The sequence below is a fragment of the Anabaena sp. 4-3 genome, from assembly GCF_001597745.1.
Classification (GTDB): Bacteria; Cyanobacteriota; Cyanobacteriia; order Cyanobacteriales; family Nostocaceae; genus Trichormus.
In genome coordinates this window covers 151,440-176,602 of record NZ_LUHJ01000009.1, presented here as the reverse complement: position 1 = coordinate 176,602, position 25,163 = coordinate 151,440, and the positions used below count along the sequence as shown (strand labels likewise).

General features: G+C 41.2%; 20 protein-coding genes. 10 read left to right on the top strand and 10 right to left on the bottom strand.

What is annotated here, in order from left to right; translation table 11 throughout:
* Positions 1-107: 107 nt before the first annotated feature.
* Positions 108-842 (bottom strand): MBL fold metallo-hydrolase, encoded by a 735-nt coding sequence (locus A3775_RS01240; protein ID WP_066379191.1) that lies wholly within the window; start codon positions 840-842, stop codon positions 108-110.
* A 157-nt stretch (positions 843-999) separates the two neighbouring features.
* Here A3775_RS01240 and A3775_RS01235 point away from each other — a divergent pair, with 157 nt between their 5' ends.
* Complete coding sequence (locus tag A3775_RS01235; protein WP_066379198.1) at positions 1,000-2,478, top strand: site-2 protease family protein; 1,479 nt, start codon at positions 1,000-1,002, stop codon at positions 2,476-2,478.
* On the opposite strand, the gene A3775_RS01230 is transcribed toward A3775_RS01235, so the two are convergent.
* A complete protein-coding gene (locus A3775_RS01230; RefSeq protein WP_066379200.1) occupies positions 2,475-3,194 on the bottom strand; it encodes a Uma2 family endonuclease in 720 nt (239 codons plus the stop codon). The genes A3775_RS01235 and A3775_RS01230 overlap by 4 nt on opposite strands.
* A gap of 356 nt (positions 3,195-3,550) precedes the next feature.
* Here A3775_RS01230 and serA point away from each other — a divergent pair, with 356 nt between their 5' ends.
* Together serA and prmA are read left to right on the top strand one after the other, a co-directional pair.
* Complete coding sequence (gene serA, locus A3775_RS01225; protein ID WP_066379203.1) at positions 3,551-5,131, top strand: phosphoglycerate dehydrogenase; 1,581 nt, start codon at positions 3,551-3,553, stop codon at positions 5,129-5,131.
* Positions 5,132-5,241: 110 nt separating this feature from the next.
* On the top strand, positions 5,242-6,162 hold the full coding sequence (prmA, locus tag A3775_RS01220; RefSeq protein ID WP_066423506.1) for a 50S ribosomal protein L11 methyltransferase: 921 nt from the start codon (positions 5,242-5,244) through the stop codon (positions 6,160-6,162).
* Between the two features lie 166 nt (positions 6,163-6,328).
* Here the strand turns inward: prmA and A3775_RS01215 are convergent, their stop codons facing one another.
* From A3775_RS01215 to trxA, 3 genes are all read right to left on the bottom strand, one after another.
* Entirely contained in the window at positions 6,329-7,255 is a 927-nt protein-coding gene (locus tag A3775_RS01215) for a GUN4 domain-containing protein (RefSeq protein WP_066379206.1), read from the bottom strand.
* A 15-nt stretch (positions 7,256-7,270) separates the two neighbouring features.
* Entirely contained in the window at positions 7,271-8,158 is an 888-nt protein-coding gene (locus A3775_RS01210; RefSeq protein ID WP_066379210.1) for a hypothetical protein, read from the bottom strand.
* Positions 8,159-8,399: 241 nt separating this feature from the next.
* Positions 8,400-8,717 carry a thioredoxin gene (trxA, locus tag A3775_RS01205; RefSeq protein ID WP_066379212.1) on the bottom strand — a complete coding sequence of 106 codons (318 nt, stop codon included), beginning with the start codon at positions 8,715-8,717 and terminating at the stop codon, positions 8,400-8,402.
* A 341-nt stretch (positions 8,718-9,058) separates the two neighbouring features.
* Between trxA and fabG the strand changes: the two genes are divergently transcribed.
* Entirely contained in the window at positions 9,059-9,811 is a 753-nt protein-coding gene (fabG, locus tag A3775_RS01200) for a 3-oxoacyl-[acyl-carrier-protein] reductase (protein ID WP_066423504.1), read from the top strand.
* A 7-nt stretch (positions 9,812-9,818) separates the two neighbouring features.
* On the opposite strand, the gene A3775_RS01195 is transcribed toward fabG, so the two are convergent.
* Positions 9,819-10,898 carry an MraY family glycosyltransferase gene (locus A3775_RS01195; protein WP_066379216.1) on the bottom strand — a complete coding sequence of 360 codons (1,080 nt, stop codon included), beginning with the start codon at positions 10,896-10,898 and terminating at the stop codon, positions 9,819-9,821.
* A gap of 157 nt (positions 10,899-11,055) precedes the next feature.
* Here A3775_RS01195 and groL point away from each other — a divergent pair, with 157 nt between their 5' ends.
* On the top strand, positions 11,056-12,750 hold the full coding sequence (groL, locus tag A3775_RS01190; RefSeq protein WP_066379606.1) for a chaperonin GroEL: 1,695 nt from the start codon (positions 11,056-11,058) through the stop codon (positions 12,748-12,750).
* Positions 12,751-12,948: 198 nt separating this feature from the next.
* Here groL and A3775_RS01185 read toward each other — a convergent pair whose 3' ends face one another.
* Positions 12,949-13,665, bottom strand: a complete 717-nt coding sequence (locus tag A3775_RS01185) for a heme oxygenase (biliverdin-producing) (RefSeq protein ID WP_066379219.1) — start codon at positions 13,663-13,665, stop codon at positions 12,949-12,951.
* Positions 13,666-14,176: 511 nt separating this feature from the next.
* On the opposite strand from A3775_RS01185, the gene glmM reads away from it, so the two are divergent.
* The 5 genes from glmM (at position 14,177) to hpsP (ending at position 21,349) form a co-directional block, all read left to right on the top strand.
* Positions 14,177-15,652: a phosphoglucosamine mutase gene (gene glmM, locus A3775_RS01180; protein WP_066423502.1), complete on the top strand. Its 1,476-nt coding sequence runs from the start codon at positions 14,177-14,179 to the stop codon at positions 15,650-15,652.
* 120 nt (positions 15,653-15,772) lie between these two features.
* Complete coding sequence (gene hpsL, locus A3775_RS01175; protein WP_066379225.1) at positions 15,773-17,416, top strand: hormogonium polysaccharide biosynthesis protein HpsL; 1,644 nt, start codon at positions 15,773-15,775, stop codon at positions 17,414-17,416.
* Positions 17,417-17,710: 294 nt separating this feature from the next.
* Entirely contained in the window at positions 17,711-18,736 is a 1,026-nt protein-coding gene (gene hpsN, locus A3775_RS01170) for a hormogonium polysaccharide biosynthesis glycosyltransferase HpsN (RefSeq protein WP_066423500.1), read from the top strand.
* Positions 18,737-18,926: 190 nt separating this feature from the next.
* A complete protein-coding gene (gene hpsO / locus A3775_RS01165) occupies positions 18,927-20,102 on the top strand; it encodes a hormogonium polysaccharide biosynthesis glycosyltransferase HpsO (RefSeq protein ID WP_066379230.1) in 1,176 nt (391 codons plus the stop codon).
* A 56-nt stretch (positions 20,103-20,158) separates the two neighbouring features.
* Positions 20,159-21,349, top strand: coding sequence for a hormogonium polysaccharide biosynthesis glycosyltransferase HpsP (hpsP, locus tag A3775_RS01160; RefSeq protein WP_066423496.1), 1,191 nt, complete (start codon positions 20,159-20,161; stop codon positions 21,347-21,349).
* On the opposite strand, the gene A3775_RS01155 is transcribed toward hpsP, so the two are convergent.
* From A3775_RS01155 to A3775_RS01145, 3 genes are all read right to left on the bottom strand, one after another.
* Positions 21,346-22,467, bottom strand: a complete 1,122-nt coding sequence (locus A3775_RS01155) for a substrate-binding domain-containing protein (RefSeq protein ID WP_066423495.1) — start codon at positions 22,465-22,467, stop codon at positions 21,346-21,348. The genes hpsP and A3775_RS01155 overlap by 4 nt on opposite strands.
* A gap of 156 nt (positions 22,468-22,623) precedes the next feature.
* Positions 22,624-23,346: a hypothetical protein gene (locus A3775_RS01150; RefSeq protein WP_231866915.1), complete on the bottom strand. Its 723-nt coding sequence runs from the start codon at positions 23,344-23,346 to the stop codon at positions 22,624-22,626.
* 39 nt (positions 23,347-23,385) lie between these two features.
* A complete protein-coding gene (locus A3775_RS01145; protein ID WP_066379241.1) occupies positions 23,386-25,098 on the bottom strand; it encodes a VWA domain-containing protein in 1,713 nt (570 codons plus the stop codon).
* Between the last annotated feature and the right edge of the window lie 65 nt (positions 25,099-25,163).

The following is a 25,163-nucleotide window of genomic DNA, read 5'->3' as shown; positions in this document are numbered from 1 at the left end:
TTGCTACCCTTCGGTAACAATGACGAAAATACGTTATTTTTGCGTAAGTCCCAAAAATTACAGAATTCTTGAAAACAATCTCCTTTGTCTCCCTTATCTCCCTTCTTTCATAAAATCGCTTGTTTGTGTAACAAAGCTTCTAAATCTAGAGACTTCAGACGGTGGTAAGCTTGGTCAATTACACGTTTACCTCTGAGAAAACCAGTGTTAGCACCAGGACAAATATATTGCAGCGTATCTGGCGTAAAGTTGTCTAATAATGCTTGTATGTTCTTAATTTGTCTAGGCCAGTGAAAAGTTTTTGCTGTCCGTAATGGTACTGGTTCGCCTTGCTGGTTGGGTAATAAATGACGACCAGAAAACAGGATGCCGCCTAGTTGACTGTAGTATAGACAAGAGGAACCGGGAGAATGTCCTGGTGTCCAAATTAATTTGGTTGTGCTGTCTAGTGTCAGTTCTTGAGTAAAAGTAGTGACTGTCAACCCTGGTAATAAATAGGCTTCTTGCTCTTGAATGATTACCTCACAATTAAAGCTTTGCTGAATTTCTGAGGTTTTACCAATCGCACCGCGATGGGTGATAAATAACCAGCGCACACCCCCATGCGATCGCAAAAAATCTTGATTTATTTCGTCTAAAGCCGGGCAGTCTATCAGGATATTCCCTTGATTTCTTACAATGAAGTAAGAAGTACCCCCCAATGTGTCCCGATTTGGTGGAAAAGCAAAAATAGAATTGAGCGCGAAGTCTGAGCCGAGGTTTTCTTTGCTTGCAACTTCGTCAGCAAAAACAACCCGTGGGGACTTAGTTGTATTACTTGGCTGTGGTGGTAAGGGACGCATGAACAAACAAAAACTGAGGAGTTGTGAAATTATCGTGACAGAGTTAAAAAACTCTGTTAACTTTTGTAACAAAAATGAGTTGAAAGTCTGGTATGTAGTGAAAGCGATATTGCCAAAACTACAAATCAGGCTGTGTTTCTAAATTACCAAAGAGCAAATGACATTCTGGTTTCTCCTGCTACTGGGCATAGCTACGTATTTAATGGTGCAGCGCAGTGTGGCTAGCATCACCCGTACACCAATCTGGTTATTGTGGCTAGTGTTAATGACACCAGCATTATTATTGAGTGGCTGGACATTGATGTATGGTGTAAAACAACCTCCGCCGCCATCACTGATCATCTGGCCCTCAATCATCTGCCTTTTGTTATACTGGCTGTTGTTCCAGTGGGGACGGCGATCGCCGGGAAACACTCAAACTGAACCCCAAACTCAAACATCACAATCGGCTATTCATCCTACCGCAGAATCAGTGCCTGTGCGTCCCATTGAACCTACAGAAGAAACCCAACTGCGAAATTGTTTTCCCTGGTCTATTTACTATATTCAGAACATTGAGTATAGACCCCAGGCGATTATTTGTCGTGGTCAGTTGCGAACAACACCTATTCAAGCTTATCAACAAATTCGGGCAAATATTGAAGCAGAATTTGGCGATCGCTTCTTAATTATTTTTCAAGAAGGTTTTAATGGTAAACCCTTCTTTGTCTTAGTTCCCAATGCTCAAGCAGCTAAAGCCGGTAGTGCCAAAAAACCAGAAAAGTTAACTAGACCAGGATTAGCTTTAATACTTGTTTTAGCAACTTTGGTAACTACAACTTTAGTGGGAGTCAGAATCGCTGGTTTAAATCTGACAACTATCTCCTCAAATCCCACAATCCTGTGGCAAGGATTACCCTATGCTTTAGGATTAATGACAATTTTGGGGATTCACGAATTAGGACATTATTTAACAGCCAGGTACTACAAAATCCGCTCCACACTGCCTTATTTTATTCCCATCCCGTTTTTCTTGGGAACGTTTGGCGCATTTATTCAAATGCGGAGTCCTATCCCCAACCGCAAAGCTTTATTTGATGTGAGTATTGCCGGGCCTCTGGCGGGATTTATTGCCACATTACCTTTAATTATCTGGGGTTTAGCGCATTCAGATGTTGTTCCTTTAACTGAAAAAACCGGACTTTTGAACCCCGATGCACTTAATCCTAAATATTCCATTCTTTTGGGATTAATTTCTAAATTAGCTTTGGGGAGTGCATTAACACCAAAATCAGCCATTGATTTACATCCGGTAGCGGTAGCTGGTTTTTTAGGATTAATCGTCACCGCCTTAAATTTAATGCCTGTGGGACAATTAGATGGTGGTCATATTGTTCATGCGATGTTTGGACAAAAAACCGCGATGTTAATCGGTCAAATTTCCCGGTTGTTGCTGTTACTACTGTCTTTAGTCCAACCAGAATTCTTTGTCTGGGCAATTATTTTATTGTTTATTCCCTTAGTGGATGAACCTGCCTTAAATGATGTCACCGAACTAGATAATAAACGTGACATTTTAGGTTTATTGGCAATGGCTTTGTTAGTGATGATTATCTTGCCAATGCCACAGGCGATCGCGAATTTATTACAAATCTAACTCAAATTATCTGGGTCGATGCCCAAAGCTCTTAATTGCTCTGCCAACCTTTGAGCGCGTTGAGCCTCCTGTTGAGCGCGTTGTTCTGCTAACTGCGCCTGTTGTTGTGCTTGCTTAATTTGTTCTTGTGGTGTGGGATAGCGTTTCCCTTCCCTGTCGTACCAATACATCCATTCTCGCGTTACCCCAGAATAATCTCCCCGTTCACAACCAATTCCTAAGCCAATTTCTGGTAGCCAAACCGGGTTTCCTGGTTGTAACTCATATCTACCGTTAACTAATTTATGTACCTCCAAACGGGGTTTACGGCGACGGCGAGAAGAATAAATCACGTAATAGAGTACACCTAAAGCCGCATACTCATCTAATTTATCGCTGTATTCTTTGCGATAGTTTGGGGAAACGACTTCTAACACCAAAATCGGTATAACTTGTTCATCCCAAAGCACATAACTAGGACGCAGTTCCTCATCGTAAAATCTTTCTACCCCTAGACTGAGAAATCCATCTGGGACAATAGGAGGTTGATCAGGATGATAATAAATACCCATATCCACCCCAAAAAACCAGTCCATACGTTCCCCCCACAGTAGCAGGAGAATAGCTTTTAACAACCCTGGTATGAGTTCTTGCAGTTCATTATCCACAGGCGTTTCATCAGAGTCCGGTAGTTCGTCGGCTGAGGGTAAATACCTTGGTAGGTTGAAGTTTAACATGACTGGTTGCCCCAAATCTCATACACCAGCGTCTTTACAGGAATTATAGCCATATCTTCTACTGACACGAACTAGCTGCTGAGTCATAAAAATAAATAATCTATATATAGATTTTTAGTGCGATTCATGGTTTATCATTTATCGGCAGGATAGTGTAAGCAGCCGCTCATCTTCACATAGGTAGGGGTTAGTAGCAGACTATTCCTGTACCCTGATACTCTGTTATCCTCAAGTAAGAGGTGTGAGTACAGCATTAGCTGATATTAAAACCAATATTTTTTGCTGAATGGCCACGAATAAGGACTAAACTAAAAAGTCTTGTGCAGCAAAACTCTTAACTTATAAATGATCTAATCATGTCTAAGGTTCTTGTCTCCGATCCTATTGACCAGGCTGGTATTGACATTCTTTCCCAGGTTGCTACTGTTGATGTCAAAATAGGTCTTAAACCAGCAGAACTAATAGAAATTATTGGCGAGTATGACGCGTTGATGATTCGCTCTGGAACACGCGTCACTCAGGAAATTATTGAAGCTGGAACTCAGCTAAAAATTATCGGTCGGGCTGGCGTGGGTGTTGATAATGTGGATGTGCCGGCTGCTACCCGTAAAGGTATTGTTGTAGTTAATTCCCCGGAAGGTAACACCATCGCCGCAGCTGAACACGCCTTGGCGATGATGTTGTCTTTGTCGCGCCACATTCCCGATGCCAATGCTTCTGTAAAAAGCGGTGTGTGGGATCGTAAAACCTTTGTTGGTGCGGAAGTATATAAAAAGACTATCGGTATTGTGGGCTTGGGTAAAATCGGCTCTCATGTCGCCGCAGTTGCCAAAGCTATGGGGATGAAGTTATTAGCTTATGATCCCTTTATTTCCGCAGAACGAGCCGAACAAATTGGTTGTCAATTGGTGAATTTTGACTTGTTGATTCAGCAAGCTGACTATATCACCCTGCATATTCCCAAAACTCCAGAGACAACTCACCTGATCAATGCTCAAACCCTGGCAAAAATGAAGCCCACAGTCAGGATTATTAATTGCGCTCGTGGTGGGATTATTGATGAAGCAGCGTTAGCCGCAGCGATTAAAGAAGGGAAAATTGCGGGTGCAGCTTTGGATGTGTTCGAGTCTGAACCATTGGGTGAATCAGAATTGCGATCGCTCGGTAAGGATATCATCCTCACCCCCCACTTAGGCGCGTCCACTACAGAAGCACAAGTTAATGTAGCTATCGACGTAGCTGAACAAATTCGCGATGTGCTTTTGGGTTTACCCGCCCGTTCCGCCGTGAACATTCCCGGACTCGGCCCCTCTGTCTTGGAAGAACTCAAACCTTATATGCAGCTAGCAGAAACCTTGGGTAACTTGGTCGGACAGCTGGCAGGTGGTCGGGTAGAATTGCTCAATGTCCGCCTACAAGGTGAACTCGCCACCAACAAAAGTCAGCCTTTAGTTGTAGCAGCACTCAAAGGTTTGTTATATCAAGCCTTACGAGAACGGGTAAATTACGTTAACGCCAACATCGAAGCTAAAGAACGGGGAATTAGAGTCATCGAAACCCGTGACGCATCACTTCGTGACTACGCTGGCTCATTGCGTCTAGAAGCTACAGGTACTTTAGGCACTCATTCTGTCACTGGTGCATTGTTAGGTGATAAAGAAATTCACCTCACCGATGTTGATGGGTTCCCGATTAACGTCCCACCCAGCAAGTATATGCTGTTTACCCTGCACCGCGATGTACCGGGAATTATTGGTAAACTGGGTTCTCTTCTAGGTAGCTATAATGTCAATATTGCCAGTATGCAGGTAGGCCGCAAAATCGTGCGTGGTGATGCGGTTATGGCTCTCAGCATTGATGATCCCTTACCGGATGGTGTCTTGGCTGAGATTACCAAACAGCCAGAAATCCGTGATGCGTATACAGTAACTTTATAAAGTTTTGGGTGCTGAGTAGTAAGTGCTGACTTTCTACTCAGCACTCATTACTCTTGTCCAGACGCGATAAATCGCGTCTTTATTCAGCACCCAGCACTCAGCACAAAAAAATGGCAAACACTTGGTGGGAATTACAGGTTTTATGTGAACCAGCGTTAGAGGACTCGGTTTCTTGGCGACTGGAAGATTTTGGCTGTCGGGGTACAGCTAGTGAAAGTCAAGGAGTTTCTTGTCTGGTTAAAGGTTACTTACCTGCATTTCAAGCACAGCAACTAGATTTAGCCGCACTGGGGTTATTGTTACAACAAGATGCTTTATGTTTAGGATTATCTATTCCTACGCTCAATTGGCAGATCATAGACGAAGAAGACTGGGCAAGTAGTTGGAAACAATACTGGCATCCCCAAGAAATAGGCGATCGCATCCTGATTAACCCGGCTTGGCTACCCTTACCAGAAAACTTAGACAGGTTAGTAATTCGCCTCGATCCAGGTGTAGCATTCGGCACAGGCAACCACGCCACAACCCAGTTATGTCTAGAATCCCTAGAGATGCGTCTGAGTGAAGTACCACAATCTTTTATGGGGAAAGCTGCTCAAAAAGAACCTGTAATAATTGCGGATATTGGTTGTGGTTCTGGTATCCTTTCTATCGGGGCAGTGCTATTAGGTGCGGAGAAAGTTTATGCAGTAGATACTGATCCCTTAGCGGTACAATCTACCTTTAGTAATCGCGCACTCAATGATGTTAATCCAGAACGCCTAGTACCAGCAGAAGGGAGTGTAGATATTGTCAAGAAATTAATTGACAAGCCAGTAGATGGAATTGTCTGCAATATTTTAGCTGATGTAATTATTCAATTAGTCCCAGAACTCAGCGAAATTTCTAAACCGAGTACCTGGGGAATTTTTAGCGGTATTTTAGTTGAACAATCAAAATCTGTAGCTGATGCTTTAGAAAAACATGGCTGGGTTGTCGCTACCATGTGGAAGCGGAAAGAATGGTGTTGTTTAAATGCCCGACGTTCTTAAGCTTGGTTGTAGCGTCAAAACACATTAGTAGCGTGACAAAAAAAATATTTAGTCGGTTTATTCGGTGTGGGTTCTCACTCACATTTCTGTAGGAAACCCAACACTAATATCATAGTTGGGTTGCGCTACGCTTAACCCAACCTACATCTAATCCTAGATTTTTCGATTAATAACGTGACAAAAAAACCTTGAGTCTGTGTGCAACTTCACCAACATTTCTACAACCTAAACCTACTAAACGCGATGTAGACGGTAAGTGTCCCTTATTAGCATCTAAATTGAAAGTATAGTCATCATATTTTACCCATTCACTATTAGCTAGACTTGCTAGCCATCCCACCCTATAAGCAAAGTGCTTATACTCTTTTCTGGCTTCCCAAAGAGTTTTTTGAATACTAAAACCAAATCTTCCTTGACTATATTTAACCCAGAGATTATTAATCATCACGATGTCATGACGAGGCAATTTTTTAATTTGATCATCATCTAACCAACCTTCTTCTTGACGATTACAAATTTTGAGGAGATTTAAATAAGTTTCTTTGTCAGCTTCCTGCCATCGATTTTCTGCTAAAAGTTGTTGCAACTGTCTATAATCTACCCCAGATGTATGAGAAACAAGGGTTAACTCTGCTGTTAATTCAGATAATTGCAACTGTAGATTTGATAAAGATTGTAAAATTTGTGTTTGAGAATCTATCGGCTGTGTTTGAGAAACAATATGAGATACTTGCTCTTTTATTTGTGCTAGTTCTTCAATAATTTGCTCATTGAATTTTCTTTCATTAATCATATTCTCTTTTATAGTTTGTAATTCTTGTTGAGCAGTTAGTGCTGCTTCTTCCATATCAGCTAAACTCATTTGAGTTTCTGCTGCTTTTTTCTCAACATCTTCTAGTCTTTCATAAATATGCTTAAGCTCTGTTTTCAATTCTTGAATTTCTGATTGCAAAGGCTGAGGAACAAAATCAATTTTTTGTAAGTAAATTGCTTTCATCTCCTGCAATTCTTCACGGCTGCGCCTAAGTTCTTCTATGGCTCGCTCGTAATAGCCTAGAGGTGTTTTAGATTGATTCTTATCCGCTTTAAACATAAAGACATTAAATAATTAAACTTCTGGATTATCTTGCAATAGTTTTGGTGAAGAATTAGTCTCTAACATCAAGCTATCTTGAGCATCATAAGTCTTGATGATGCTCCGCCAAAATTCACAAAGTAAACCATATTTAATCCAATCTTGAATAGCTCGATGTTTTAACTCTGGAGATTTGCTCACTAAAGCAGCCATGATTGTGGCATTATGTTGTAGTTGTCCATAGATTTTTAAAACTTCATCAACAGGGGTGTTCTCATTTAACTTACTTAGTTCGTAACACTCGTTTAATTCATAAAGCTCAATATCAGAAAACATCCCGCCGGGTTTCCATGATATCTTGAGCTTTTGTTTACATTTATCTAAAGGAGATGGTAAGGCGTGAACTAAATATTTTCTCAACTCATTTTGTAAAACAGCAGCGTTACGATCAAGACACTCACATAGTTTATCTACTATTTGATTCGCATCTCTAAACAAGTTACTCTCTAATTTCTCAATTCTATCTAAACTTTTATCAAGACTGTCGTGGGTATTATTAATAGCTTCCATTACAGCTAACGCCATTTGATTAATTCTGTTCTCTAGATAAAAGTTTGTTTGGTTAATAGTTTCACTGATAGCTTTTGCTCTAATATTATCTATTGTTTCTAGGTAATGTTTAATTTTGGCATCTGCTGTATTTAAGATTTCATAAATATCAACTTTAGTTTTATTTTCTAATTTCTCAGTATCTTCTATTGCCTGATGAATGCGTTCTTTAATTATATAATCGAGTTTGTCGGCTAAAGGATAAAGCTTGTCATCAAACAAGCCATTTATGTTATCACGACAGTCTGAAACAATCTCCTTTGCTGCACTCTCAAATTTTTTAACAAGTCCTCCAAACAGAAAACCTAACATTTCTCAACACCCTGTAATAGATGAATTAGTAAGCAGTTATGCGTTTAAAAATAACATATGTCTTTGTAAGCGTCAAGTATAAATAGCTGCGGATTGCAACCGGATAGAATCCAAATTCATCTGCGTTTATCTGCGTTTATCTGCGTTCAATTATTTTTCTTCTCACTGATTTGAGAACCGCAATAAATTCATAAAAAAATGTGTAGAGATGCTAATTTTTGCATCTCTAACTTAATATTAATTACAGAAAACTTTGCAACCGGTTAACTAAATCAGGTGTTTGCAACACACCTTCAATCCGATCCACTGGTTGACCTTGTTTGAATAAAACCAGTGTTGGTAGAGCATAAATTTCGTACTGGCTGGCTAATTCTGTGTATTTTTCCGTGTCAATTTTGACAATGCGGATGCGGTTATTGAGTTGAGCATTTACTTGCTCTAAAATTTTCGCCATCATCTGACAAGGGCCACACCAATCAGCGTAAAAATCTACTAAAACAGGTAAATCAGAACCAGACAGCATTTCTTCAAAGCTGTTGAATTGCTTTTTAGTAGTCATGTGACACACACCAATTTTTTATTCATTGAATTCAATATTAATGTGTGGTTTCTGAAAACGGTGTAACATTATTTTGTTTTTATTGTTGCTAAATTTATCCTCTGATTCTTCAGGTATATATACATGGGAGTGAGGAATAGGGAATAGGGAAGATATGTTTATGCTGTGTAGTGGCTCAACATAATTCAATATCAAATCATCATGCTGTAGATCCCCGATTTCTTTGATAAGTCGGGGATCTGATCAATTTTCAATTTTAAATTTTCAACTCTTGGTAAGTTGTAGGTACAAATCACCATAAGATAATTAGCGCGGGAATTTGCAATATTGAGGAATAGTTTATGGCAATTATCAGTGAAAATTTAAAGGGACAAGTTGCAATTATCACAGGTGCTTCACGAGGAATTGGACGAGCGATCGCACTAGAATTAGCTACCTACGGCGCGACTGTAGTCGTCAATTATGCTAGTTCTAGTGGTGCGGCTGACAAGGTAGTAGCAGAAATCACTCAAGCTGGTGGAGAAGCGATCGCCCTACAAGCTGACGTTTCCCAAGCCGAGCAAGTAGACACCATGATCAACGCCGTCATAGACAAATTCAAACGCGTTGATATTTTAGTCAACAATGCAGGTATCACCCGCGACACCCTACTTTTACGGATGAAGCCCGAAGATTGGCAAGCAGTGATTGACCTCAATCTCACGGGTGTATTTTTATGTACCCGCGCCGTCAGTAAAATCATGCTCAAACAGCGTTCAGGAAGGATTGTCAACATTACCTCCGTAGCCGGACAAATGGGTAATCCTGGTCAAGCTAACTACAGTGCTGCAAAAGCTGGCGTAATTGGCTTTACAAAAACCGTCGCCAAAGAACTCGCTTCTCGTGGAATCACCGTCAACGCCGTCGCCCCTGGCTTTATTGCCACGGACATGACCAAGGATCTGCAAGCCGATGATATTCTCAAATACATTCCTCTAGGTCGCTACGGACAACCAGAAGAAATTGCTGGGATGGTGCGCTTCCTCGCTGCTGATCCGGCTGCTACCTACATTACTGGACAAGTGTTTAATGTCGATGGCGGAATGGTGATGTAATTCCTAGTTACTGGGTACGGAGTTTATGCCACACAGTGAAACCGAGCAGGATAATAATCCCACTGGTAGTGGTAACAATTACTGCCGCACTCATACCTTGGACTCTCATCGCCAGCAAATTACAAATTAAGGTAATTGACCATAAGGTAAGTGCCGCACGGCGTTGAGAAAATCCCCAAGCCAGGAGACGGTGGTGTAGGTGGTCTTTACCAGGGGTACTGAGGGGGTTTTTACCTGCTAACAGCCGGCGGATAAACACCTGTGTAGTATCTAACACAGGCAACAGCAGGAATAAAACTGCGGGGCCTAGAGCATAGATGGTATTCTCTTGCAGATTACCTAAAATACTGGTTGCAGCCAGCACATAACCAAAAAAGTAAGCTCCGGCATCACCCATGATAATCCTTGAGGGGTGGAAATTATGGCGCAAAAAGCCCAAAGCTGCACCCCCCAAGGCTGCCAACACTAAGATAGCCGCAGCCCGATTGGGAAACTGGGCAGCAACCCCTAATAGACTCATGGCAGTGATAAAACTAATTCCTCCCGCCAAACCATCCATCCCATCCATCAAGTTGACAGCGTTGGTAATCCCGACTATCCACAGCACAGTCAGCAACATCGAGAGAATCGAGTCAATCGGCGTACCGAGAACAACATCAACGCTAATCCTATTCGCAAACAGTAACAAAGCCGTGATAATTTGCGCCCATAAGCGTACAGAGGGGGGTAATCCGAACTGATCGTCAATAAAGCCGACCAAGACGAGAATTGAACCTCCCAGTAAAATAGTCAATACCTGAGCCAACACATTTTGCAGTTCAATTGGGCGCAAAAGGCTGGCTAGTACCAATGCGGCGATTACTCCCGCATAAATAGCTAAACCGCCAGCATTCGGCAATGGTTCTTGGTTGAGTCTTCGGGCGTTTGGTTGGTCAGCCCAACCCACCCGCAACGCAAATTTACGAATTGTGGGAATTAAACGCCAAGTTACCACCCAAGCCAAAACAAACGTAATTACTACTGCCAACCAGCCGGAACCGCTAGGGTTAGCAATGCCAATAGATTTAAGGGAGTCGTAGAAATTCATCTCCCGATTTAACCATTACTGCCAGTATCCTACATGAGCATCAAGTGTATATTAATCAATTTTTGTGATTTTCAGATGTGATCTGGTTAACTTGGGTCTTAGCACTCTGAACCTGTGAGTGCTAAATTGTCTAATGGAACTGCTAGAGAAAGGAAACATGACAAAGATTATTTCATTCGATGAAGACGCACGGCGCGCCCTAGAACGGGGTGTCAACGCCTTAGCTGATGCTGTAAAAATCACTTTGGGGCCAAAAGGTCGCAACGTACTTTTAGAAAAGAAATTTGGTATCCCCCAAATTGTCAATGATGGGATCACTGTCGCTAAAGAAATTGAATTAGAAGATCCTTTAGAAAATACTGGTGCTAGACTCATCCAAGAAGTAGCATCTAAAACAAAAGATGTAGCTGGTGATGGTACAACCACCGCGACTGTTTTAGTCCAAGCCTTGGTAAAAGAGGGTTTGAAAAACGTAGCGGCTGGTAGCAACCCAGTCAGTTTAAAACGTGGCATTGATAAAACTACTGAGGCATTAGTAGCAGAAATTGCGAAAGTAGCCAAGCCAGTTGAAAGCAGTGCGTTGGCATCGCCCGCCGCAGGCATCGCTCAAGTGGCTACTGTATCTGCTGGTAACGATGAAGAAGTCGGCAATATGATTGCCGAAGCAATGGAAAAAGTCACCAAAGACGGTGTAATTACCGTTGAGGAGTCCAAATCCCTCACCACAGAACTAGAAGTCGTGGAAGGGATGCAAATTGATAGAGGTTACATTTCCCCCTACTTCGTCACCAATAACGAACGGATGACGGTAGAGTTTGAAAACGCCCGCATCCTGATCACCGACAAGAAAATCAGCAGCATTCAAGAATTAGTTCCTGTATTGGAAAAAATCGCGCGTTTAGGTCAACCACTGCTGATTATTGCTGAAGATGTAGAAGGAGATGCCTTAGCAACTTTAGTAGTCAACAAAGCGCGGGGTGTGCTGGCTGTAGCTGCAATTAAAGCCCCCGGTTTTGGTGAACGCCGCAAAGCCTTGTTGCAAGATATCGCCATCCTCACCGACGGACAAATGATTTCTGAAGAAATCGGTCTGAGTTTGGATACCGCTACTTTGGAAATGTTGGGAACTGCCCGTAAAATCAGCATTGACAAAGAAAATACCACCATTGTGGCTGGTAGTGCTGCCAAGCCAGAAGTACAAAAGCGCATTGGTCAAATTCGCAAGCAGTTGGAAGAGACTGATTCTGAGTACGATAAGGAAAAACTGCAAGAACGTATTGCCAAGCTAGCTGGCGGTGTAGCAGTGATTAAAGTCGGTGCAGCCACAGAAACCGAACTCAGAGACCGTAAATTGAGAATTGAAGACGCACTCAACGCTACTAAGGCGGCGGTAGAAGAAGGTATTGTTCCTGGTGGTGGTACAACCTTAATTCACTTGTCGAAGAAAGTAGACGAAATTAAGGACAGCCTGGACGCAGAAGAAAAAATCGGGGCTGACATTATCAAACGGGCTTTAGAAGCACCTTTACGTCAAATTGCGAACAATGCTGGTGCAGAAGGTTCTGTGATTGTTGCCCAAGTTAGAGATAGTGAATTTAACATGGGTTACAATGCGGCGACTGGCGAATTCCAAGACTTAATTGCGGCTGGTATTATCGACCCGGCGAAAGTTGTCCGTTCTGCTTTGCAAAATGCTGCTTCAATTGCTGGTATGGTTTTAACCACAGAAGCGATCGTTGTGGAAAAACCAGAGAAGAAACCTGCTGTTCCTGCTGATGCTGGCATGGGCGGCATGGGCGGCATGGGCGGCATGGGCGGCATGGGCGGCATGGGTGGCATGGGTATGTTCTAAGGGACTGGGGACTGGGGATTGGGTACTGGGGATTGGGGACTAGATAGAAGTTCTTCTCTGCTCCCCCTGCTCCCCTACTCCCTACTCCCCACCCCCAAAGACTAGGGGCAACTTCCCTAAAATCGCCTGTTGAAAACAGATGAACTCAGGGAAGCTGCCCCTTAATTTTGCTTAAAGTTCGGTTACAAAAATTTACATTTACTCAGCAGTTGCCAGTTCGGTGCTACCGCGTGTGCGGCGGCGGGTTAAGGTGTTGTACAACATCGTGCCGATGGCTTTGATTAAGTTACCTTCTAATTCTTGGAACATCTTCATGTTCATGCCAAAGGCGGCGTTAGCTTCTTCGACAATGCGATCGCCTGTAGCATCATCAATCGGTAACTCATCCAAACTTTGACGATATTTAGCTTTAAACGCCTTCTCGTCGGAAATCTCGTCAAATTCATAAAAAGCTGTTCCCTGTCCTTCACCCAGATTCATGGCGGTGACAGCAATATTTTTGAGAATTTGACCTCCAGATAAATCACCCAAGTAACGGGTGTAAGAATGGGCAATTAATAACTCTGGTTCAGTAGCGGAAATTTCGCGTATGCGTTGTACATAGGCTTCCCCGGCTGACGATAACTGGATTTGTTCCCGCCAGTTAGCACCATAGTAATAATTCAGGTCTTGCTCTAAGGTATGCTTACGGTTGAGTTGGGGAAAATTGATTTTAGATAAAATCGGGTGCTGGCTGTGCTTTTCCATCTCCTCTTCCATCGCCGAGTAGATGTAGTAAAAGTTAGCCACTAGCTTGCGGTAAGAGTTTTTCTCAACAACCCCTTTTAAAAAACACTTGACAAAACCCACATTTTCTGCCATTGTGTGGGCTTTTTTTGTACCTATACGCAGTTTGCTTGCTAAATTGCTGCTCATACTAAACTTCTCAAATTTAAAGGGTCAACTGCCAGAGTCTTGAGTTACGAACGGCTAAAAAATGCCATTAAAACGTTACATTAGAACTATTTGATGAGAATTTATATTAAAATTTTTTAAGCGCAAACAACATATAGTTTTGTTAACAATTACCTGACGTGATGCGTGTTCCCGTTATTTATCTGGGGGATATAAGCAATTGACTGAATTTATAGGCAATATGTAGAGACGTTTTATACAACGTCTCTACATTTGCAAGGGAGTTTTTTCTTCCCCTGTACCCCTGTGTTTGTTGAAAGATAACGTCTCTAGATGGAAGAATTTACCAAAAAATTGATAATTTTTCAGCAAAATTACTGAAAATTAACAGTTGAGAGACTTGTTCTGCTCAGAAAAATAAATATCATAAAGACAAAACAAAAGGGATTGACTAGGTTCTAGAGAAGTCAGATTTGTTGAATCAGTTGTAAAGTAATATTTTTCAGTGTGAGTGTGTGGGGTGTTTAAATTTATGGTTTCATCGATAACTCGGAATCAAGCTGATATTAGAGTAGTTACTGCTTGTGAAGCTGAGAAACTGGGGAAAGGACAACAGAGGAATGAGGGGTTAAATTTGCTATCCCTACCCAAAACGCCCCTATTTGGGACTGATGGGATTCGTGGTAAAGTCGGAGAATTACTGAGTGCGCCGCTAGCATTGCAAGTGGGTTTCTGGGCTGGTGTAGTTCTACGTACCCACGCTAATCGAGTCGGGCCTGTAATTCTAGGACAGGATTCGAGAAACTCCAGCGATATGTTAGCTATGGCTTTGAGTGCGGGGTTAACATCTGCGGGCATCGAAGTCTGGTATTTGGGATTATGTCCTACTCCTTGTGTGGCTTATTTGACTAGCAGTAGTGAAGCTATTGGTGGGGTGATGATTTCTGCTAGTCATAACCCACCAGAAGATAATGGGATTAAAATTTTTGGTGCGGATGGTGCTAAGTTACCCCAGGCTTTACAAGCGGAAATTGAAGCCGGATTACGTGGAAATACAGAATTCATTGACAGTGTAAGTGATTGCGGTCGGCATTACTCTCGTCGGGAATTAATCGGGAATTATGGCGCAGCGTTGCAACAACCTTTGCAAGCATCAGTTAATCTTCAAGGTATGAAGATTGTTTTAGACTTGGCGTGGGGGGCGGCTGTTGGGTTAGCACCATCGGTATTTACACAAATGGGCGCAGAAGTTATCTGTTTGCATAATCAAGCCGATGGCGATCGCATTAACGTAAATTGCGGTTCTACCCACTTAGAAACTCTACAAGCTGCCGTCCAAGAACACAATGCTGATTTAGGTTTTGCTTTTGATGGTGATGCTGATAGAGTCTTAGCTGTAGACCACACTGGCAGATCAGTTAATGGTGATTATATTCTTTATCTCTGGGGACAGCACCTTAAACAACAGCAACAACTGCCAGATAACTTGATTGTATCGACAGTCATGGCGAATTTAGGCTTTGAAAGGGCATGGAAACAACAAGGTGGTAAATTAATTCGTACTGCTGTAGGCGACCAATACGTACAAGCCGAAATGCTGAAGACGGGAGGGGCGTTAGGTGGTGAACAGTCTGGTCATATCCTTTGTCGTCACTACGGAATTACCGGGGATGGTTTGTTAACTGCTTTACATTTAGCCAGTTTAGTCAAACAGGCTGGTGTTTCCCTAGCCGCATTGGTAGACGAAAGTTTTGATACCTATCCCCAATTGTTGCGGAATGTGCGAGTTATAGACCGCGATCGCCGTTTGAGTTGGCAAAATTGCGAACCGATACAACAAGCGATCGCCTCTGCGGAAGCCGCAATGGGTGATAGTGGTAGAATTTTAGTCCGCGCCTCTGGCACAGAGCCAGTAATTAGAGTTATGGTAGAAGCCGTTAATGCTGAACTGGCTACCTACTGGACAGAGGAATTAGTAGCACAAGTCCAAGCACACCTAGTCAGCTAATCTAACTATCTTCCTGTCAGCCAGTTCGTAGTCAGGACTTTAGTCCTGATATTTCTCAGCACGCTTCGTGCTTACTACCAACCCGGAAAACGAGCTTGGCTGATAGGTGAGAAAATTTCTATGGCGACAAAAAGCAAATCATCCCGTGCTAAAAAATCAAAAAAGCCGCTAAAAACAGAAACTCCTCCCCTCAGTCTCAAAGAGAGATTAGCCCAAAAACGTCAAGCAACCAAAGCGCGTAAAGAACTAATTAACCTCCTGACAAAAGCTTCCGGTGTCAGCCTGTTTATCGGAATTTTGCTGTTTCTTGTAGCAGGAATCAAGGCCGCAGTTCCGGCTGTATTAGGAATCATTATCATCACCCTGGCCTACAAATATCCTCGTACAGCCTTGATTGGATTTATAATTTACGTACCTGCTGGCGGCACAATCACTTATTACATAGGCAACAGTCCCATTTTGCAATTAGCAAAAGATGCCTTTTACGTTCCTGCCTTGATTGCATATTGGCAAATGTGCCGACAGCAAAAATTACCTTTCATCATTCCCGCAGCGATTAAAACCCCATTATTTATCTTATTGGGGTTGTGTATGCTAACTTTGGTGTTTATCAATGGTGGACAGCAACTAAACCCCCCTCCTGTAGGACTTTTAGAAAAAGCTCCCAAGGAAATCCCTATAGGTATGGGAATTCTAGGATTAAAAGTATTTTTGGGTTACGTACCTCTGATTAGTTGCGTTTACTACTTAATTCGCAATAAACAGGATTTTTTATTTATATCGCGCTTACAAATTAGCTTAATCCTGACCTGTGGAATATTAGGTATAGTACAATACTTATTCTTATTGACAGGTATCTGTGAAGGTACTAGAAACGCATCAGGAGCAGACTTATTTAAAGCCACACTAGATGCTCGGTGTTTCTTTGGTGGTTCCTTAGTTTTTAGTCCCAGCCAAGGGATGATTCGCCTACCTGGAACGTTTGTTGCTCCTTGGCAGTGGGCATGGTTCTTAATTTCTAGCACATTTTTTACTTTTGCTAGTGGTTTTTCAGATCCTAAGATTATTTGGCGGGTTATCAGCCTGGGTTCTATGGCTGTAGTTTTCGTCAATGCCGTGATTTCAGGACAAAGAATTGCTTTAGCATTAGTACCAACCTGCTTTGTTCTGCTGTTAATCCTCACTGGTCAAATTGCTAACCTTAAACGCTTTCTGCCCATTGGTATAGGACTCGTCGCTATCTTGGGAATTGCAATGGTGAGTAACCCTGCTGTTGTTCAAGAAAGGACTGAGAGTTTTATGAGTCGTTGGGAAGCTTCACCACCTCACGCCTTTATCGTCCAGCAGTTTGAGGAGAACACGAAAAATGTAGATTCTCCTATAGGCAGTGGTTTAGGTAGAGCAACTAACTCGGCTCGCAGTTTGGGTAAAACTAAGCTAGTGGAAACCTACTACCCCAAAGTTATGTATGAAGTGGGCATTATGGGATTATTGGGTTTTGTTGGCTTGGTTACTACCCTGACATTTACTGGTTTTAAAACCTATCGTTCCATAAAAAACCGTAATTTCCGCAGTTACGCTGGTGCTTTATGGGTGTTTATATTGTTTATAAGTTACAACACTTATTATTACCCCCTAGATGTAGATCCGGTAGCTGTTTATTATTGGTTTGCTGCTGGCATCCTCTTTAAATTACCAGTGCTGGATCAAGAAGAAAGGAAAAATGAAGAACTTGAACAAAAAGCAAAAAGTTTTGTCAAGTAACACAGTAGTAATACTGTATGAATTACTGCCCCAATTTAAACATATTCTCAAAGAGTTTTGGTCAACAAGATGTAGAGACGTTGCATGCAACTTGGCTTTTCCCATTTTTCTCGTTGTAATTTAAGCTCTAGATTGTTTGAAGAAGTTTTAAGAATCAGACACAAATAGACAAAGTATTATTTACGTATATTTATTTACAAAATCAGAAAACTATGTAATAAAAATGGTTAGCTATTTGCCGAAAAAGTCAAAGTAGATGTTAATAGCGTATTTAGTTAATTTATTCGCAAAAATATGAATGTTCAGCCTTTAGTTACTATAATTATCCCCACCTACGGTAGAGAAGAAGCATTACGAGATAGCATTGCAGATGTCTTAAATCAAAATTACCCGAATTTTGAGGTGTTGGTGGTAGACCAATCACCACAACATAAACCAGAAGTTCAAACTTATCTAGAAGAAGTAGCAGCAGCAGAGAAAATTAAATGGTTTCGCTTAAATTGGGCAAGTTTGCCGGGGGCAAGAAATTATGGTATCAGAAGGGCTGCTGGTGAAATCATAATTTTTATTGATGATGATGTGAAATTAACCCCTGATTATATCTCAGCCCATCTGAAAAACTACGCAAACAACCCAGAAATAGGTGCGGTGGCTGGACGGGTATTTGACAGAATGAAATTAGGTGATTCTGGGGGAGAGTTGGAAATTGAATATCTCCCACCAGAAGCTATGAACCCTGGTATTGCTTGGTATCACATTGATTTAGTACATACCATCAAACCCCAACAAGTGCTAACTGCAAGGGGTTGCAATATGTCTTTCCGGCGGGAAATTTTCACTAAATATGGACTGCGGTTTGATGAGAGATTTCGCGGTAGTGCGGTAAGGGAAGAATCAGATTTTTGTCTGAGGTTGCGTCAGACAGGGTATAAAATTTGGTATGACCCAGAGGCGTACTTAGTACATTTAGGGGAAGAAACAGGAGGCTGTCATGATATTAGTATGCGATCGCTCAAATATCAAATCACCTTCTATCACAATCACTTCCTCATGGGGTTGAAAAACCTCACCGTCAGCCAAGCTTTACGTCTATTCGCCCGCTTATTTGATTGTCATGTTTTAGGTCGTCCCCCATGTCATAAAAGCGGTTCACCGATAAAAATTTTGGTTCGTGGTATATTTTATAGCTTTGGTTTCCTCAAAGCTTTAGGAACTGTCATTCAATCAAGTTGGAATGATGGACAAATTTATAGTCGTCTTGATCAAATTCAAAATTCAAAATACCCTACGGGAAGGCAAGCCTACAAAATTCAAAATTGAATAAACCACAGATAAATCCTGCGTCTTGAATGAATTTTGCTTCCCATGTTTTATTGTCCATAAATACATTCAGGAACTTGAATACTTTTTGGGTTCAATTAACAATCAACCATCAACTATCAACCATCAACAGACATTAGTTTTGAATGAAAATTCATGACTACTGAACACTAAATATTACTTCACATTTATGAAAATCTTAGTTGCCAGTCATACATATATTGTAGACCTCAATTGTGAAAAACTTCGGGCTTTATCGCAATTAGAACCGGGTATTGAAGTAACAGTTGTAGTTCCGAAAGTCTGGAAACCTGGAGGTGTACAAAATAAAATTATTGAAACTCAATACCGGGATGAAGGCGCATTTAAAATAGTTCCAGTTTCTAATTTTAGTCAAAACCATCAAGGTTTACTGACCTTTGGCACTGATTTAATATCTGTATTGCGAGAATTCCGCCCCCAAGTCATCCAAGTAGAACAAGGTTCTAGGGGTTTGGCTTATACTCAAATGATTGTCTTAAATCAGCTGTTAGGACTAAAGGCGAAAAATATCTTTTTTACTTGGTGGAATTTAGCTTATGAATTAAAATTACCAGTGGCTTTATTAGAAAAATATAACCTGAATCACAGTCACGGTATTATCTCTGGTAATCAAGACGGAGCAGAAATTTTACGACAACGGGGCTATAATGGTGAAATTAAAGTTATGCCACAATTAGGTGTAGATGAAAATCTGTTTACACCAAAAGCACAACCAGAATTAGCAGCTAAATTGGGCATTAAACAAAATGATTTTGTTGTCGGGTTTGTCGGGCGGTTTGTTCCCGAAAAAGGTTTATTAACCCTAGTAAATTCCTTGGTTAAATTAAAAGAACAGCCTTGGAAATTATTACTACTAGGACGGGGAATTTTAAAAGAAGCATTAGTTAAGATAGTAGCAGAGAATCATCTTGAAGATAGGGTGATTTTTGTAGAAAGTGTCCCTCATGACGAAGTTGCTAACTATATTAATTTAATGAGTACCTTGGTACTGCCATCAGAAACGACGTACCAATTTAAAACTTTAACTTCTGTGGGTTGGAAAGAACAATTCGGTCATGTAATTATTGAAGCAATGGCTTGTAAAATACCTGTAGTTGGTTCTGATTCTGGGGAAATACCTTATGTAATTGGTGATGCTGGTTTGGTGTTTCCTGAAGGTAAGACTGAAGCTTTGGCTGATTGTTTATTACAACTGATGCAAAAACCAGATTTGGCTAATAAATTAGGCGAACTGGGTTATCAAAAAGCGATGGATAAATACACGAATAAAGCTTTAGCCAAGCAACAATTTGAGTTTTATCAGTCATTAGTTATTAGTCATTAGTCATTAGTCATTAGTTATTAGTCATTAGTCATTAGACTAATATGTAAATAATAGAAATGAAAGTTTTACAAATTGTTCCATCTGTTTCTTTAGTTTATGGCGGCCCTAGTCAAATGGTACTAGGATTAGCCCCAGCTTTGGCTAAAGAAGGGGTCAAAGTTACGTTACTAACTACTAATAGTAATGGTGATACGGGTCAAAAACCTCTGGATGTACCTTTAAATGTACCTATTCCACAAGATGGTTATGAAATTATCTATTTTCGCTGTGCGCCATTTCGCCGTTATAAATTTTCTCTAGATTTACTCAATTGGTTAAAAACTCACGCGAAAGAATATGATTTAGCACATATTCATGCTTTATTTTCTCCTGTGAGTAGTGCGGCAGCGTTTGTATGTCGTCAACAAAAACTACCTTATATTTTACGTCCTTTGGGGACACTTGACCCGGCTGATTTAAGGAAGAAAAAGCAATTAAAACAGCTTTATGTAAAACTTATTGAAAAACGTAATTTAGCTGAAGCAGCAGCAATTCATTTTACCAGTGAACAAGAAGCGAAAATCTCGGAAAGGTTTGGGGTGGCGACGCGAGATTTAGTGATTCCTTTGGGTGTAATTCCACCGTCAATTTTAGCCGACACTCAGAAACAGTTGCTAAATAGTAAGTTGGGTGTACCAGAAGATGTTCCTTTGGTGCTGTTTATGTCACGGGTTGAACCCAAAAAAGGTTTAAATTTGTTGATTCCGGCACTAGAAAAACTGCTACAATTAGGGATGAAGTTTCATTTTATTTTAGCTGGTGCAAATCCCCAAGACCCAGCTTTTGAACAAAAAATTAAAGATGAAATTGCTAATTCACCTTTAAAACAGCACACTACTATTACAGGTTTTGTCAGGGGTGAATTAAAAGCTAGTCTATTACAAGCGTCTGATTTATTTGTCTTACCTTCGTATTATGAAAATTTTGGTATTGCTGTCGCTGAAGCAATGGTAGCAGGAAAACCTGTAATTATTTCTGACCAAGTGCATATTTGGCAACAGGTACGCGATAGTCAGTCAGGCTGGGTAGGGACAACTGATGTAGAATCATTGGTAGACTTGCTGCAACAAGCTTTGCAAAATCCCCAAGAATGTCAACGTCGGGGTGGCAATGCGAAAAACTATGCACTTTCAAATTTTAGCTGGGATGCGATCGCTCAACAAACCATCCAAGCCTATCAAACAATTATCGCAAATCAGTTAAATTAATTCGCTCGTTCCCATAAACGCTGAATTTCTCGAATCGCCTGGGTGTTGGGTGGTGGTATAGTTTGGACAGTGGGTTTAACCTCAGCACCAGGAATATTTTGATTCCACGGACTGTTAGGTACTGTTTTTAAGTTTACAGCATTATTCACCGGACGGAAACCATACTGAACCAAGACAGCTTGTTGTGCGGGTTGTGTAAGGAAATCCAAAAATTTCCTTGCTGCCTTTGCTGTACTATTATCAACATCCCGACGGAGAATAGCGGCTGTTGCTATCGACTCACTCGTAGGATTTAAATAATAGATTTGGTAAGGTCTACCTTGATTCGCTGTAGACTGTTGCCAACGATAGAGGGCTATACTTTCATATACTGTAGCCACATCCGCATCGTTAACACCTCTGCTAATAAACTCTTGTAAAAGAATATCTGTAGACCGGGGTGGTTGATAGACCGACTTTTTCACCAACCCAAACAAAGACTGTACAGAGGAATTATTAAAACTATTTAGGTTGATATTACCACCTAATTTTGCTTGTGTCCAGAGATTGAGAGTTAGCTGACCACTATTAGACCGAGTGGGGTCTGTCGTGACAAAATCAAAACTACCCCAGTCATTCACACCACCAACCTTTCCCCAATTACCTGCTTGCATAGCTTGTTCAACTTTATCCCATTGGAAACGTCCATCTGGGAACAGAACTTTACCCCGTTGCGGCCAGGCAATAGCGACGAGTAAAGTTTTAGCTATAGGTTTAGGGGTATTATAAAACGGGTCAATGTTGTTAGTAGTGCGTAGGCGATCGCGCAACTCTGTTAAAATTTCCCCATTAGCTGGAATTAACACCGACGGTTTAAAATCATTCTTTTGGTCAACATAATTATTCACCATTTCCTGCGAACCCTGAAATTTCAGGTCTAACTTAATATTCGGGTTTTCCTGCTGAAATTTTGCTTCTAATTGTTGTAGAGGTTCTTGTAATTCCGTACCACTAACAATTACAACAGTTTGCTGTAAACCAGGAACAGGTGCATAAGTTAAACCTAACGCTGCAATAATGATAGCGATAGAGATAAAAACCTGTTTTTTGCGTTTAGATTTTAATTTTTTCTTCTTCATATTATTTTTTAGTGACGAGGAAATAACCAAAACTAGAAAATATCAAGAAAAACCGTAAAACCCCCACCAAACAATAAATGACCAAAATATTGCTAAAAACCCTCAAAAAAACTCTGCGTACCTCTGCGTTTCCTCCGCGCCCCTCTGCGTTTAAAATCATTGTCTGACAACTAAATCCAGACTTTCCGACAAACTATAAAGTTCATCAGCAACTAATTGCAACTGATGAATTTGTTCACCATCACTTAAATCAGATGTTCTTAATCCTGTTTGCAATTTTTGCGAAACCCCAGCAAAATCTTGCATCAAAATAGAAATATTAATTATTCTAACTAGACGACCATCTTCCCCCGCTTGCGCCAACTTAATATTACGTTTGAGACTATCAGCCAACTGATTGAGATGTGTTTTAGCTATCCCAGAACTAGAAGATAATTTCTGCTTAACTTCCTTAAGCTGTCCTTTTAACTCATCAACAGAAAGTAGAGAATTACTACCTTGTAAATGCTGCACCAACAAATCAAATTTACCAGGAAAATCAGCCACGCGATCGCAACTCATAGAAACCGTAGTCAAAAGTTCCACCTGAAAAGTATCAGTTAACAACCTTTGCGCTTCCAAACGCAGAGACTTAGCCTGATTAACTAACACCAAAGCAGACTTTTTAACTCCTAATATTTCCCGTTCCAACTCAGGGTTATCCAACTCCAAACATCGAGATTGACGAGACTGCAAAAAACTAGCCCCAGTCATAGCAACACCAATTGCCAAAGGAAGCATAACAGGACTAGGCAAACTTACCAAACGCACACCAACAAACAGAGTCACCCCCCCACCTAAAACAGCCAACGGATAATAAAGTGGATTAACCAACCTCATAATAAATCCCCCTCAAAAAAACTCCGCGTACCTCTGCGTTTAAAACTCCACCTGTAAATCAGACATCAACCGCGAAATAGTCTCAGGTTCACCATGAGAATAATACCCCCCATTAGCCTCAGCAATTTTTTTCAAAGCGTCAGGATTAAACTCACCTTCCTTACCATAACCAACCGTAAAAAAGCCAATTCTTTGGTCAGTAGAAAAACCGCTTTTTTGCAACTCAGTTGATAATTGATCCAAAGAAACCTGCGAACCAGAATCTTCGCCATCAGTTAAAATCAAAACGGCATTAATAGCATCTTGACGACGATTTTGTTGTAACCAATTGCGAGCTTGTAGGGCAGCATCATATAATTTTGTTCCACCATCAGCCCGCAGACCGTTAATAAATTGCAGACCGCGATCGCGCCCTTGGGGTGTACCATCTACTAACACTGGCGGACGAATCTGGGAATCAAAATCTATTAACGCAATTTGTTCCTTTGCGCCCAGATTTTTCACATAATTTAACAAAGTATTTTGGACTGCTGGTAGCTTGTTTCCTTCCATTGAACCGGAAGAATCAACCACTACCACCACTAGAGAAGGTTTCTTAGATGCTTCCTGCCATGATTTCAACATAGCATCAACCACTTCCGGTTGAGGTGGTCGTAGAGAATCATACTTAGCTTGAGACTCCACCCCAAACTCAGATGAAAATTTTACACCCAAAGCTACACCGGGAGTTCCTGGCCTTAAACCCAAATCAGTGGCAATTTTTTGAGTGTCAGGCGATCGCCAATAACTGATAAACTTGTCAGCAGCCGTCTTTTCATCAGCACTCACCCAAGGCGCATTCGGCACAATTGCCCGCATATTAGACGTAAACGTTGCTTTGGGATAAACTGCTGTATAACGCTGCTGTCCTGGTTGCAAGCCAGAATTCGCCACAATCACACTAGACTCATAAACAGACCCAACAGAAGCCCAAAACGTCCCATTTTTGACCATTGCTTGGGCAAGAGAATGAGTAGAAACCCCATAACGGGTAATTTTGCTTTGAATTTGCTGAATTTGCGGCTGAAACTTCTGCACATCCGCAATAGTCAACTCTTCAGGACGCTTACCTGATACACTAGCGTATTGAGCTACCAAAGTCTGCAAACCCGAATTAGAACGAGTTGGTGCAGTGTGGACATAGTTAACAGTTAAAGCTGGCGCAGATGAATCAATATCCTGGTGAGTCTTAGCTGTTACCAAAGCTTGATAAGGATCAGCAACCTTTCGCAAACCTCCAGCCAAGTCAGACTGAGCCATAAACACCATTGGCGAATTCGCTATTAAAGGCGCGTCAGTAATTTCGGGGATATAATTCTGACCGGGGAACAGTTGATTAATTCGGTAAATTAACTGACTATGGTATATCTCCCCGTCCAAAGAAATAATTGTAGGTAAATCTGGCGCATCTTTTTGCAAAGTCCCATTTTTCAGTTGCGTGGCGGAAGTAACTACCTTTGTCACCACATCGCCGCTACCCTCTGCTTCACAACTGACCCGAAAAGCTTTACCATTATCTAACTTTGGTTGAGTAGCATTAAAATTTTTGGCTGCTTGGTTGCAAAAATCCCCTAAAGCACTACCCACCAAAACCTTAAGTTGCAAACCCGTAAAATTATCATCCGAGTTGGCATTACTATTACAAGCTGTTAGTAACAGTATACCAAAGGCAAACGTCAACCGTGTAATTGACCAAGACCCTTTGAGAATCATGTATTTATCCCAGAAACTCAGTTATTGATTAGGGAATGGGGAAGAAGTCTCTTTGACTTCTAGCT

Excerpts from the sequence above, each read along its gene's own strand:
- A3775_RS01240 (WP_066379191.1), bottom strand. The coding sequence starts at position 842 with ATGCGTCCCTTACCACCACAGCCAAGTAATACAACTAAGTCCCCACGG.
- A3775_RS01235 (WP_066379198.1), top strand. The coding sequence starts at position 1,000 with ATGACATTCTGGTTTCTCCTGCTACTGGGCATAGCTACGTATTTAATG.
- A3775_RS01230 (WP_066379200.1), bottom strand. The coding sequence starts at position 3,194 with ATGTTAAACTTCAACCTACCAAGGTATTTACCCTCAGCCGACGAACTA.
- serA (WP_066379203.1), top strand. The coding sequence starts at position 3,551 with ATGTCTAAGGTTCTTGTCTCCGATCCTATTGACCAGGCTGGTATTGAC.
- prmA (WP_066423506.1), top strand. The coding sequence starts at position 5,242 with ATGGCAAACACTTGGTGGGAATTACAGGTTTTATGTGAACCAGCGTTA.
- A3775_RS01215 (WP_066379206.1), bottom strand. The coding sequence starts at position 7,255 with ATGTTTAAAGCGGATAAGAATCAATCTAAAACACCTCTAGGCTATTAC.
- A3775_RS01210 (WP_066379210.1), bottom strand. The coding sequence starts at position 8,158 with ATGTTAGGTTTTCTGTTTGGAGGACTTGTTAAAAAATTTGAGAGTGCA.
- trxA (WP_066379212.1), bottom strand. The coding sequence starts at position 8,717 with ATGACTACTAAAAAGCAATTCAACAGCTTTGAAGAAATGCTGTCTGGT.
- fabG (WP_066423504.1), top strand. The coding sequence starts at position 9,059 with ATGGCAATTATCAGTGAAAATTTAAAGGGACAAGTTGCAATTATCACA.
- A3775_RS01195 (WP_066379216.1), bottom strand. The coding sequence starts at position 10,898 with ATGAATTTCTACGACTCCCTTAAATCTATTGGCATTGCTAACCCTAGC.
- groL (WP_066379606.1), top strand. The coding sequence starts at position 11,056 with ATGACAAAGATTATTTCATTCGATGAAGACGCACGGCGCGCCCTAGAA.
- A3775_RS01185 (WP_066379219.1), bottom strand. The coding sequence starts at position 13,665 with ATGAGCAGCAATTTAGCAAGCAAACTGCGTATAGGTACAAAAAAAGCC.
- glmM (WP_066423502.1), top strand. The coding sequence starts at position 14,177 with ATGGTTTCATCGATAACTCGGAATCAAGCTGATATTAGAGTAGTTACT.
- hpsL (WP_066379225.1), top strand. The coding sequence starts at position 15,773 with ATGGCGACAAAAAGCAAATCATCCCGTGCTAAAAAATCAAAAAAGCCG.
- hpsN (WP_066423500.1), top strand. The coding sequence starts at position 17,711 with ATGAATGTTCAGCCTTTAGTTACTATAATTATCCCCACCTACGGTAGA.
- hpsO (WP_066379230.1), top strand. The coding sequence starts at position 18,927 with ATGAAAATCTTAGTTGCCAGTCATACATATATTGTAGACCTCAATTGT.
- hpsP (WP_066423496.1), top strand. The coding sequence starts at position 20,159 with ATGAAAGTTTTACAAATTGTTCCATCTGTTTCTTTAGTTTATGGCGGC.
- A3775_RS01155 (WP_066423495.1), bottom strand. The coding sequence starts at position 22,467 with ATGAAGAAGAAAAAATTAAAATCTAAACGCAAAAAACAGGTTTTTATC.
- A3775_RS01150 (WP_231866915.1), bottom strand. The coding sequence starts at position 23,346 with ATGAGGTTGGTTAATCCACTTTATTATCCGTTGGCTGTTTTAGGTGGG.
- A3775_RS01145 (WP_066379241.1), bottom strand. The coding sequence starts at position 25,098 with ATGATTCTCAAAGGGTCTTGGTCAATTACACGGTTGACGTTTGCCTTT.